We start from the raw sequence: 13,758 nt of genomic DNA on the forward strand, positions 1-13,758 counted from the left end.
TCAGCAAATTACAAATGAGGCTTCAATCTAAACTTCTTGAACCTTTTACACTTTTTCAACAGAAATAGATTGTTGCTCTGTATGACTGAAGATAATTTGAAAATGAGATAATTTGAAAATTTGGAAATGAAATGATTCGTATGACTGAATGTCGCGACTAAACTTCTTAAACTTTTTACACTTCTTAAACAGAAATAGACCGCTGGGATATAGACACGGCTGCGCCTAAAGACCGCTGCGCTGTGAGAATTACGAATTACGAATTACGAATTTGGAGTAATGATTCAAAAAATACTCAGTGAAATAAAATTGTAAAAAGTGCATGTCACATTCATTGTGCGCAGCTGCTCAGCTGCTCAGGTTCTCAGGTTCTCAGGCACTCAGGCACTCAGGTTCTCAGGCACTCAGCTTCTCAGCGCCTCAGCGCCTCAGAAAATCTTTAAAAGCTAAGTTTTAAATGATTTTAAAGCACACTTTTTGTTTATTTTTGAGGCTTAATTTGCAAAAACTAAAAGTACCTGAAGTCCACCGGACTTTCTCCTGTTCATCTCAAATGTACTTTGCTGCCACTAAACTTCATTCATGAGCGCCACTGCTTTTTACCGCATCTTACAACAAAAGTTTCCGTTCAGCCCCACGGTCAAGCAGGATATTTTTTTTCAGCTCATGGCCGATTTTGCGACCAATGGCCGAACCGATGAAATCTTTGTACTCAAGGGCTACGCCGGAACCGGTAAAACCAGCGTGATTGCCACCTTGGTCAACTCACTTTCAGATATCCGATACAAATCAGTACAACTCGCACCCACCGGACGCGCGGCCAAAGTCATTGCGCAGTATTCGGGCAGAGCGGCTTTTACAATCCACAAAAAAATATACTTCCCCAAAAAGAACTCCGGCGGCGGTATGAGCTTTACGCTGCAACCCAACAAACACAAAGACACTTTGTTTATTGTAGATGAAGCCTCGATGATATCAGATGCACCTGCCGAAAGCCGCCTGTATGAAAACGGTTCTTTACTTGATGATTTGATTTCATATGTATACTCGGGTGCCAATTGCAAATTGGTTTTACTGGGTGATTCGGCCCAGTTGCCTCCGGTGAATGCCTCTGACTCACCGGCACTCAATATTGATTTACTGGGTTTGCACTATCAAAAACGCGTGGTGCATATTGAGCTCGACGAAGTCATGCGTCAAGAAGAAGATTCAGGAATTCTCTACAACGCCACCCAATTGCGCGACCAACTTTTTGAAGAATTCTTTGAAGAATTCCGATTTCAAATCAAAGACTTTCCTGATGTTATCAGGCTCAGCGATGGTTATGATATTCAAGATGCCATTCACAGCTCATATAGCCAATACAGCATTGAAGACACGGCTTTTATTGTGCGATCAAACAAGCGCGCCAATTTATACAACCAGCAAATTCGCTCGCGTATCTTAGACAAAGAAAGCCAGATTGCCACCGGCGATTATTTGATGATTGTCAAGAACAATTACTTCTGGCTTACTGAAACTGACCAAGCCGGCTTTATGGCCAATGGCGATATTATTGAAGTGATGCAGGTTTTTGGCATCAAAGAACTCTACGAATTCACCTTTGCCCAAGTCAAAATCAGAATGGTTGATTACCCCGATCAGCGCCCCATTGAAACGGTTTTGTTGCTTGATACGCTGAATAGTGAATCACCTGCGCTTTCATATGATGATGCCAACCGCTTGTATGAAGAAGTGCTCAAAGACTACCAAGATGAGCCTTCAAAGTACAAAAAGATGCAGAAACTCAAAGAGAATGAATACTTCAACGCCTTGCAGGTCAAGTTTGCCTATGCCATGACGTGTCATAAATCGCAGGGTGGGCAATGGGCCAATGTATTTATTGAGCAACCGTATTTGCCTGAGGGAATCTTAGACAGCGATTACTTTAGATGGCTGTATACTGCGGTGACCCGTGCTCGTGAAAAATTGTATTTGATTGGGTTTAAAGATGAGTTTTTTGAAGAAGAATAGTAAAGTACCTAAGAATAAGAGCTCCTGAGCAGCTGCGCATAATGAATGCAGCGTGTAATCATACAGACCATCTTGTGGTTGAATGTTGGTTTGAAACTGTATTGTAACTCAAAATCTCTCAGCTTCTCAGGTTCTCAGTATCTCAATTGCTCCATATCTCAGTCACTCAGAGTCTCAGCCGCTCTAATAAACCATAATCTTTGTACTCACAAAGCGGTTTGATGTTTTGACCTTAACCAAATAAGTTCCTTGACTGATGTTTCGGATCGGAATTTGAATATGGCTTTTGTGTTCAACTTTCCATTCTGCAATGATTTGACCTACTATGTTGTACAAGTACACTTTTTCAACAACCGTATTTACATCGTTGTTTTGAATATTCAGACAATTGTTGTTGTTGGTAAAATTAATCAGCAATGGGCTTGCAGCAAAATCATCGTTTGCAAGAGTTTCAACGCTAAAGCGCAATGAAAATCTATGATCATATACACCCGGTTCAAGCGCGATAACAAAATCATGGTTTTTAATGTCGTGGTAAATACCGGTAACATTATCAAAAACATAAATTTCGGTGGCCTCCGCAACATGCTCAAGGGCATCAATCTTAAAGGTTGCTTGTCCGGGGTTTGTAATTTTAACACCCAACGGAATAATTCTGTCGGGATTAAAATCTGAAAGCGCTTGAATGACAAAGTTACCTCCGTTAAACACCCAATACATATCGTCGCTGTTGATGTCCATCATAGGAGCATCATAACCCAAATCAAATAAATCGGTAGTATGGCCGTCGGCACCTACCAAGAGTTGTCTGTGAAGACCATTCGGAGCATCAAAACGCAATCTGATTTTAGGTCTGAGGTCATTGTTTTGGTTGGTTGTTCTGGTAGCCTTGTTGCTTTGTAAGCGCATAAATACTGACTGAGCAACTGATTCGGTTTGAAAGGCGCGCTGACTGTTTTTGATTACAATAGGCCCGCCGGTTACAGCTGTAGTTAGGTTTGGATTGTTGACCACCAATGACGGATCTAATATGGTTCCTACAAAGAAACCTTGCCCTACCGGAACATATCTTTGCGGAATCATGGTTCCGATGGCACCATTGTGGTTGATCAAAACGTCATTTGATATAGCCGGAACGCCACCCATCAAAGTATAGGTTGCATAACCGCCAATATACGAGGCCAAAATATGGGTTTGACCTGCAAAATGATTCCAGAATGACAATGCTCCATTAAATATATTGGTGCTGTTTCTTCCGGCTCCATCCTTGATGTTGTCTTTGATGAATTCATCGGCGTCTAAGGCTGACGGATACGGATTTCCAACCAAATAAAGCTGATTCGGAGCAATGTTCAAAAGCATAGTTCCGTTGTTGGGTTTACCGGCAAACACATAGTTTTGGGTGTCTGTAATACTGGCAGTTCCGTCGGTTCCTTTCATCGTAAAACCTTCACCAACTTTTATGTTACCCGTACTGCCCACATATTGCCAACCGGCATAGACTGTACTAACACTGGTATATTTAAACAACCAATAGTCACTTATATTGATGGGGCTTGAGAGCGCTCCATCGGCAAAATTAGGCCCTGCTCCAAAATTAATCAAGCCCGGATTAAACGAATTAGTTATTACATCAGATCCGTCTCTAAGTACATCACCAATACTATAATCGAGCCCGTTGGCACTCACCGGAGATGACCAATAATTGTAATTATAACTGCTGCGGGTACCTTGTTGGTCGCGGTAGATTTTTCCGGTACCGCCGGTAGGGTTAGCCACCAATCCCGATTGAACAATTTGCGCTTCGCCGGTAAGTCGGATATCGCCACTTTGCAGCGATAATAAATTTGAAACCGTCAGCTCATAACCATCAGCCAAACTAACTCCTTTGGCTCCGTTTGATGTGTTTAGGCTAAGGTTATAGAATGTCTCATTGGTTTTGATGCCTGCGTTGATGGTTTGTATTTGATTTGTAGTGGCTCCGATAAAAGTAACCGTTCCTTGGCCGGGCGTAAAGGTGCCGCTGTTTTTCCAATCTCTGCTGATGTATAAATCTGAATTAGCTGCCATGGTCACAGAGGCTGTAGGGTCAATAATAAGATCTCTTGCCCAGGCAATATTGCTGTATAAAGCCGCATAAACTGATGTATTCGGGTCAATTACCGGCATACGGGCCGGGCCGGTCAGAATTTGCGCATCAATAGTATCCGAAGGTAATCCTCCGGCCCAGTTTCTACAATCAAACCAATCGTTGCTCACCAGTCCGGTCCATAGTCCCGGGGTTCCGTTCATTACAGTTACTACTGCTGTTCCGGTCATGTCGGCTGCCGATGCGCTACAGGTTGCATCGCTCAAAGCGGTAATGGTATAGGTTTCATCGGCTGTAATATCAGTAACACTTAAAACATACGGATTCGTGTTGACGTTGTTGATGGTGGTTTGCACACTGCCATTGCTGTAGGTAATATTCCACGGAGCTGTTCCGGTCAAAGCAATGCTAAAAGTAGCCGTTCCGTGGTTACAAATGGTTTGGTCTGGGCTAATTTGGGCCGTTGGGTGTGTACAATTGGAGGCCGAACACGTTGCGGTTGCAGCCATATAGCAACTGCCCGAACCACCGATAGGGGTTAAGGTAATCACCACGGTATCGTTTTCATTTAAACCGGTTATTTCATAGGAAAGTACATTTCCGATGCTTCCGATATTGATCACCGGGTCAGCATTGATTTGATACGATACCTCATAGTCGGTTGCTCCGGCTACAGCTGCCCATTCAAAAATGACCGATGAAGTGGTCGAGGCTCCGCAATTCAGGGTCGGGCTCAATGCACCTCCTGAAGTTTCTACCTCAATATTCACGATATTGCTCGGGCAACCATTGCCATCAAGCACCACCACATCATAGAATCCAGCATTTAAACCTGTAAAAATATTACTGCTCTGAAAGCTGCCGCCTCCGTCAATGCTGTACAAAAGGGGTAGTGTTCCGCCCAAGGCAGTGGCAGTAATGGTTCCGTCATTGGCACCACAGCTGGTTGGGGTGGCTGTAGCACTAAGGGTAGCTCCTGCTAAATCTAAGATGGTTACCGTTATTGATTTCTTGCATAGGTTGGCATCTCGAACCCAAACGGTATAAGTTCCGGGCCCAAAATCAGTGAGAAAATTACTGGTCTGATAAGTTACATCATCAGCGCTGTATTCATAATCCGGTGTGCCCCCAATAACCGATAGTTCAACGGTACCATTGCTTAATCCGCAAGTGGCATTAGTCACAAGAGCTGTTAAGTTTTGCGGTCCTAGTGTATCATTTACCAAAACTACTTTGGTGGTCAAACAACCATTGTCGTCTTGTACTATTACAGTATAAGTGCCCGGAAACAACAAGCCCGATGTATTGCTGCCCGAAAAAGTTAAACCTCCGTCAAAACTATAACTATACGGCAGCGTACCGCCTGAGGCTGTAACAGTTATGCTTCCGTTTTGATCTCCGCAAGTAGCTGCTACTACCGAAGTTGTAAAATTGGCTGCCGACAGATTGCCAATCGCAATACCGGTGGTTACCACACAGTCACGGGCGTCTTTTAAATAAACGGTATAAAAACCGGCGGCTAAGCCGGTAAAAATATTGCTGCTTTGGTATACGCTGCCATCTAAACTAAATTGATACGGACTAACACCCAGTGCGCCCGTGGCAAAAATAGCACCGTCACTACTGCTGCAAGTTGCGGCTACTGTAAAGGCAGTTACGGTTGGCACATCGCCCACTGAAATCAAAACAAGGGTTGAATCAATACAGCCCGCAGCATCTTTTATATAAACAGTATACAGGTCTGAAGGTAAGTTGTTGAATAAATTACTGGTTTGAAAAACAGTTCCGTTAATGCTGTACTGATACGGAGTTGTACCACCGCTGCCGGTTACTGTGATCATTCCATTGGTTAAACCGCAAGAGGTATCTGAACTCAAAACACTAAGGGTGGCCCCACCGCTGTTGGTTAGCGTAACAGTTGAGGTTTTGATACACCCGGCCACATCCATTACACTCACCGAATAAGTTCCGGCTGTGAGCCCAAAGTAATCTCCGTCGGGCTGATATGGGTCACCATTCAAACTATACGAATAGGGAGCGCCACTGCCACCGGAGCCTACGGCTGAAATACTGCCATTGCCCAACGCGCAGGATTCATTGGTCGGGGTTATTGATAAGGTAGGGCTGCCTGTAGTGGCAGGTACGGTCACGGTTATGGTGTTCATACAATTAGGGCCGGGAGGGTCCGGGTCAAAGCCTGAATCATCGGCAATAAGTATGGTATAAGTGCCCGGTGCATATCCGGTTAGGGTTACGGTAGAATTAAATTGTGACCATGTAATTCCGCCGTCGAGGCTGTAATGATAAGGTGGGCTGCCATCGCCATTGATTCCGGTTAGGGTAATTTGACCGGTACTAGACCCACAAGGAGCACCAACAACTGTAGCAGTTGCAGTAGCTCCGTTGGTATCGCTGATGGTAAACGGAACTAGTTTGGTACAACCCGAAGCGTTCATGGCTATTACATAGTGATCTCCGGGGGGAATATCAATAAAATTACTTCCCGAAAGAAACGGCCCGAAATCTAAACTAAACGTACATGAGCTGCAACTAGAACCGTTGACTTTAAAGTTTTGAATTTTTCCCAAGGTGCCATCACAAACCAAGGCATCTTTGATCGTAAAGGTAAAGGTACTAATGCCCGGGCCAACCCCGCTGTTGGTTACTACCAGACCCGTTTGGGTAAAGATACAGCCTGTGGCATCTTTAAGATAAACCGTATAAGTGCCCGCGGCCACATTCAAAAAAGTACCCGAGCTTTGATAAGTGGTTCCGTTGATGCTGTAGGTCAAAGGTGCCGATCCGCCACTACCGATGGCTTCAATTACCGCATTACTTCCGCCGCAAGTAGCTTGCAAAACCACCGAGGCACTCAGACTCAGCCCGGTTAATGATTCTATGATTTCTTGTTTGGTTACGATACAATTATTGGCATCTTTAACATTAACTGTATAAGTTCCGGGTGATAACCCGCTGAACACATTACTGGCTTGATACGCCCCTGCATTGATGTTATACTGCAAAGGCGCAACTCCGCCACCGGCTGTTGCGGTAATGATACCCGTATTGCCACATGATGACGATACTGCGCTTAAAGCTAGGGTCAATCCCGATGCATTGTCAACCGTTAGGGTAGTGGTTTTGATACAACCGCTGGCATCTTTTACATAAACCGTATAGGTGTTGGGTGCCAAACTGCTAAAAGTATTACTCGATGAATAAGTTACTCCGTCAATACTGTATTGTAGTGGGGCAGTTCCGCCACTACCGGTAGCGGTAATGGTTCCGTTATTAACCGTACAAGCGGCAGGGGTACTTACCGCGCTTATCGATGGGCCGGCCACAGGGTTTACAACCACAATGGCTGCTCCGACACAACCCAATGCATCTCTGACAAAAACAAAATAATTGCCCGCAGCTACACCGGTAAAAGTGTTGCTCACCTGATAAGTAAATCCGTTGATGCTGTAGGTAAAAGGTCCTGTGCCGGTAGGGGTAATGGTGATGGTTCCGTTTGATGCGCCACAGTTGGCCGGAGTTGAGGTAGCAGAGGCACTCGGACCTCCGGTGCTTCCAATCAAAACTGTAGTGGTGTCAAGACAGCCGGTGGCATCTTTGACGGTTACGGTATAACTTCCGGCCGACAATCCGCTAAACAGCGGGCTGGCCTGAAAAGTAGTTCCATTAATACTGTATTGCAGCGGTGCTACACCACCCGAACCGCTGGCGGTAATGCTTCCGTTGATGTTGCCACAGGCCGCATTGGTTGTGGTGGCTGAGATGGTAGGCAACGGATTGCTGTCAACAGTAACGGTAACCGAGCTGTTACAGCCAATGGCATCTTTGACAAAAACGGTATAAGTACCCGGTGTTACATTGTTAAAAATATTGCCTGCCTGAAAAGTATTGCCGTTGATGCTGTATTGCAACGGAGCAGTTCCGCCACTGCCAAAGGCCGTGATGGTTCCGTTGTTTTGGCCACAAGTAGCTGATGCCGGAATGGCGTTGAAAATGATGGCCGGACTGGTTGTGATGGTTACTATGGCGCTGTTGATACAATCGGCAGCATCTTTTACGGTTAAAATGTATTGACCCGCAGTAAGTCCGGTAAAGAAATTACCGGTTTGATACGGATAGCTGATGCTTCCAGTTATACTGTATTGATAAGGCGTGGTGCCACCCGTTACAGTAGTGGTTACCGTACCTGAATTATTTCCGCAAGTGGCATCGGTTTGTGTAAAGCTTACAGCCGGGCCATTGCTGTTTAGAATGTTTACGGTGGCAGTATTTGGGCATCCGCCTGCCGCTTTGACCTCAAGTGTATGAATGCCTGCCGCCAATCCGGTAAATATTCCGCTGGGCTGAAATGCGCCTCCGTCTATACTATAGGTATAAGGCCCAGATGCGCCCGACCCCGTTGCACTAATGCTCCCGGTGTTGGCTCCGCAACTCGTATTGGTTTGTGTATAAGCAATGGAAGGGCCCGGAAGTATAAATTGGGTGGTAGCTTGTACGCCGCTACAGGCTGAATTAACTGTAGCAACAATCGCATAAGTGACATTCGGACTAAGGGCTGTGAATACTGCCGGATTACTGCCGATTGTATTGATCACGGCCACTTGAGTCACACCATTGTATAAAACATAATTCACCGTAGCATCAGCGGGTGGAGAAGGGCTTATGGTAGCCGAGGCACTGGCTGTTGCACAATCAGGTGCTGCATTTAAGGTGTAGATAGTGCTTGGACAATAGGCCGCAATATTAATTGACGACACAAAGCCATCGCCACTGGCGTATAATAATTTTTTTGATTCATCTAACGCTAAATCATACACATTGGTGTTGTATCCCGATATGGTAATATCAGCTGCTGCGGCATCATTAAAAGTAGAACCGTCAAAGAGGTAGACTTTTATGGTTCCGTTGGTGTTTCCGATGAATACATTATTACACGCATCGGCCACAACACCTCCTTGCATCAAAAGAGCATTGGCACCTATGGTCAACGGAGTTCCGGCCACAGCCCCGGTGGTTTTGTTGAAGGCTTTTAGATGTTGTCCGTCCCAATAAAACAAATACGTGGCATTTTGACCTAAAATATTTGAGGAGTTGTCGTTATATCCGGCCGACAAATAAGGCCTATTGGCCAATTCATTAATCACACTCGGATATCCGGTAGCCGTACTCCAAGCCGTTGAGGCAAAACTATAGGGCGGATTGGTTTTGTATATTTTGTTTCCGGTAGAAGGGTCAAGTGGCGAGGCATAAATGGTATACAAACTATTGGTCACCGGGTCAACAATCAAATCGGTCATATCTTGACCAACTACTCCGCTACCCGTCAAATTAACCGCAGCACTCAAGGTAGTTGAAGGCGGTGAACAATAAGCAAAATTGGTGGGTCCGGTGGTACCCCCTCCGGCACAAATAATTTGCGGGGAACCATTATTACAGGCCCAATACATCTTCCAGGCTTCTTGAAAGGCAGGGTCGCCGTCAGAAATATAATTGTCATACAAACCTGTGGTGTTGAGTCTGATTACCCTAAAACCATTGGTTGCATAACCTTGACCTATGTATAAATTACCGGTAGCTTTATCAACTACCCAGCCTCCGTAGTAAAAATCGGCTTGCCACGACGGTATGGTTAATACCCCGCTAAACGTCCATTCGAGTACACCGGCACTGCTGTATTTGGCGTGTTTATGACTGGCTCCTGCGGCAAATGAAGTAACCAGATTCCCACCGCCGGCCACGTATACATTGCCATTGTAGTCAAAATCTACATCAATCGCTTTGCCTGCATTAGCACCGGTAAGGTTGCTGGTGCTGCTGACAAACGGGTCTATAACAAGTGCTTGGGTAGGGTCATAACCCTCCGGGAATGAAAAGCTAACCTCGTTGCCCGACAAATGATAGGTTGTTTTAAAAGCGGCTGTAGCCTCGGGGCGCAAAGTTTCGCCATAATAACTCACCGGAACCGTTGATAAAATGCCATCAAGGTCAGACTGAATAATGAGTTGACCTTGACGATTTGTTTTTATTTTTTTGACATCACCGGCGTATTTCAGTTTTACAGCGCTGATATCAGCACCGGGTTTTACGAGCAAGCTGTATTCAAAACCCAGTAGGCTTTGGTTGGTAAAACTATACACGAGGTCAATGCCCGGATATAGATTTTTATAAATGATTTTTTTATAGCCGTATGCTTTTTCCTGAAGCATACCATAGGTGTGGTAATCAGTTGTTTTTTCGGCGGCAATAATCTCGGCTTGCTCATTGGCACCTACCCATTCTAGGGTAATGACGCGGTCAGTAATCACCAATCGACGTTCAATTTCTTCTTCGGGTATACCTTGTTTTTCTAGTTTTTCTTCTTCTTCATGTGAAATCCTTTTGTATTCACGATGCAAATGAATGAGTCCTTTGGGCGTAAAAAGAATCGGCATATCTAAGCCTTCATAACCAAATTTAATGTTGCCCAGGTTTTCATAGCCTTTCATGGTTGAGCCATATTGACCCACGTTTTGAATAAACGAGGCATTGCCCCCCATAGCCATTGCTTGTGTATTGATCGTATTGGCAGGCATTTTAGCCGATGGAGTATGGCCTTTTGAAGTTGTGCTTACCCACTCTTTAGATTTGTTGTGCACTTGCTCATTGGGCATTGCAGCATGGGTGCTTTTGTTTGTGAGCTGACTCCAGCCCAAGTTAGCCATCATGAGCAGAATTAAAACGATTGATTTGTTTAAATACAAATGAGGTGTAGTTTTTTTATTCATGCCCGTGGTTGTTGTGGTTTAGTGTAGTTGTGTTTGGTTTTTTGAACTTGTATCAACTTCCCGGGGCAATAGGTAGTTTTGTTAGATAAAAATTGAAAAATCCGTACCCTTAAACAACAGTTAATTCAGGTAATACCCTAGCCCAACAGAGCAATATATTTTGATTTTTTTTCAGTAACCTGCTTTGCAACAGAAATAGCCCTTATACTACAAGCTGTATTTTATGTTTACCCCACCAAAATAATAGGCTTTTGAAGCACCCGGATTCACATCGGTGGCTACACCGGCCGGATAATTACTGCCCGTGTCAGAGTCATTGATGCTGTTGCCCAGAAATAAAAAAGTATAGTTGATTTTGTGGGTCAAATTATTGCCGGCCAAATAAATATCCAAGACGAGTTTCTGGTTTAAAAACGATTTTTGATAGCCTATTTTAGCGTTGTATTGTTCAAAACCTTGTACTGAGTTGGTGTTGGCAAAATCAGTATAAACATTGCCTACGCGGTTAAAGGTATTTTGCACATAAAAACCTTTTTTGAATATAATATCCAACCCCAAAGTGTATTTTGAACTCGGAACACCCACCACCATTTTGTGGGTATAATCGGTTAGGTTTGAGCCCAATTGAGTAGCAAAATCTTTGTACTTAAAGTCATTGATGCTCAGGCTTGTAAAAGGTTGTATCGATTTTAAAAAATGGCCTTCGTTGGGTGTATACACATAGCCCAAACTCAGTTCAATACCCCGGTTTTGTTGGTTGCCCGTGTTGGCCCAATAGGTATAGGCTGCGCCTCCTTGTGGGTTGATGGCCGATAATTGGGTGAGCTTGTTTTGAATTTGCATATCATATACCGCAATTTGGTAGTCAAACCTGGTGTCAAACAACAATCCATGAATACTCAAATCAATCATTCTGGCCTTTTCGGGCATTAACTGATCATTGGTTTGGTTGATGGCGCTGATGAACGAAGTAGCTGCTGTAGGCGCATTATATCCAAAGCTGTAACTCAAATTAACCACCTGATTTTTGATGGTTTTTTGCACAGCTATGTGTGGATTCAGCACCGTGTTGAATGATTTAGTAAATGATAAGTCTTTGTTGTAATTAGCCACCAAACCCGGCAAAGCCAGCAAATCGTCGCGGTCAAACTTAATCTTGTTGGCACTGAGCCCAAAGACCAGCCCAAGCGCATAAGGCTCATACTGCAATCGCTCTTCAATAAAAAAAGCCAACTGATTGTTGGTGTACTTAAAATACGACCCCTTAGCAATATTGCTCACCAACAACGGATTACTATCATCGGTGCCCAGAAATCGGTAGTTTGAAATCAATGAAGTTGATTCTTGCATTTCGGTTCCAAAATTAAATTCATTGCGCCAGTTGGTTCCGAATTGATTTTTTAGGGTAAAAACCGAACGCAAGCCATAATTCGGGTTTTTGCTTACTTCATAAGCACCGGCTGCAATTCTGGTAAAATCAGAGTTGTAATAAAATAGAGTAGTGGTGTTTTTAAAATGCGCGTTCCACTGATTTTCATAAGATACTCCAAAGCGCGTTGATTTGATCAAATTGCCCGCATCTTTTTTGAGGTAAGCGCTGTTTCCGTTGTCAATTCCGGCATAATAGTCGGCATACGAAATTTGCCCTGCTACCTGCTCATATGAGTTGTTAAACCCTGTAAAGAGGCTTATTTTGGCTTTTTCGGATATTGAAAATTCACCCCAATAACTCACAAAGTTTTTTAAACTAGCCCCGTGTGGTCGGTAACCGTCAGACTCTAAATGTCCATAGTTCAAAAACATCGAAGCTTTGTCATTTTTGTAGTTCACTTTAGAGCTCGACTGAAAAAGCCCAAAACTTCCGGTAGTGGTTTTTTGTTCTACCGATATGCCCTCATCAGCAGGCGTTTTTGTATAAAATCGTACTGTTCCGCCCACCCCTGAACCGTATTGACTTGAGGCCGGCCCTTTGATTACTTCAAGATTATCCAGAATTGAAAAATCAAAATCGTCTAAAATTGTTGTTCCATCGGCCGTGGTCAAAGGCATGTTGTTTAAATAGGCTTTAATGCCCCAATTGTTGAACTTTTGATCGTTGCCATAGCCTCTTATCACAATGCGCTGACCGCCCAATTGGGTGCGTTTATCTACCTGAACTCCGGCCATGGTATTTAAACTTTGTTCAATAAAAGCGGGGTTGTTTCGGTTGAGGTCATTGGCATCAAGCACTTCAGTACTTTGAGCGTGTTTTTTAAACTCGAAAAGCTCTTTGATGTTCTTTTTTCTGCCTTTGATGGTAATGGGTTCAAGGTCAACGCTTTTTTCTTGGGCATAAAAATTTAAGCTAAAGGCCAGAACCAACAGCAAAATAAAAGGATACTTCATACGGACGTTTGTTTAGTTTAGTTTAGTTTGAAATTGGCTTTATAACAGTTAAAAAGGGAGATACCCTAGGTTGGTTGGGATGGGAGCCTGAGCGGCTGAGAGCCTGATATAGGTTTAAAAAGTGTAAAAGGTTTAAGAAGTTTAGATTGAAGCCCGATTCGTAATTTGCTGAGTGCCTGAGTGCCTGAGATGCTGCGCACAATGAATGTGACATGCACTTTTTACAATTTTATTTCACTGAGTATTTTTTGAATCATTACTCCAAATTCATAATTCGTAATTAAAATTCCTTCTTTCATCGTTCAGCCCAGCTTTATCCTTTAAGAAACTTTTTTTGCTTCTCTAACTAAAATCATTACATTTACTACACTCACCACTTTTTACTGTTTCATATTTAGCAACTCAAATAGGCTTTGAGGACTGATTTTTTGTTTTAATTTGAAATAGTAGCATGATAAAAAACAATCATTTAATTTATCCAAAAGAACC

3 protein-coding genes are annotated in these 13,758 nt (G+C 43.7%); 1 reads left to right on the forward strand and 2 read right to left on the reverse strand.

Features of this window, described 5'->3' with window-relative positions; genetic code table 11:
* Positions 1–582: 582 nt before the first annotated feature.
* Positions 583–2,013 (forward strand): ATP-dependent RecD-like DNA helicase, encoded by a 1,431-nt coding sequence (locus tag KIH23_RS04680; RefSeq protein ID WP_213211513.1) that lies wholly within the window; start codon positions 583–585, stop codon positions 2,011–2,013.
* A 183-nt stretch (positions 2,014–2,196) separates the two neighbouring features.
* Here KIH23_RS04680 and KIH23_RS04685 read toward each other — a convergent pair whose 3' ends face one another.
* Both KIH23_RS04685 and KIH23_RS04690 read right to left on the reverse strand, forming a co-directional pair.
* The gene (locus KIH23_RS04685; protein WP_213211514.1) at positions 2,197–10,884 is read right to left on the reverse strand and encodes a T9SS type A sorting domain-containing protein; all 8,688 of its coding nucleotides are present in this window, start codon (positions 10,882–10,884) and stop codon (positions 2,197–2,199) included.
* 207 nt (positions 10,885–11,091) lie between these two features.
* On the reverse strand, positions 11,092–13,269 hold the full coding sequence (locus tag KIH23_RS04690; RefSeq protein ID WP_213211515.1) for a TonB-dependent receptor: 2,178 nt from the start codon (positions 13,267–13,269) through the stop codon (positions 11,092–11,094).
* Positions 13,270–13,758 lie beyond the last annotated feature (489 nt).

The sequence above is a fragment of the Flavobacterium sp. CYK-55 genome (assembly GCF_018413465.1).
Lineage (GTDB): Bacteria > Bacteroidota > Bacteroidia > Flavobacteriales > Flavobacteriaceae > Flavobacterium.

Coding starts and splice junctions, on each gene's coding strand:
- KIH23_RS04680 (WP_213211513.1), top strand. CDS start 583: ATGAGCGCCACTGCTTTTTACCGCATCTTACAACAAAAGTTTCCGTTC.
- KIH23_RS04685 (WP_213211514.1), bottom strand. CDS start 10,884: ATGAATAAAAAAACTACACCTCATTTGTATTTAAACAAATCAATCGTT.
- KIH23_RS04690 (WP_213211515.1), bottom strand. CDS start 13,269: ATGAAGTATCCTTTTATTTTGCTGTTGGTTCTGGCCTTTAGCTTAAAT.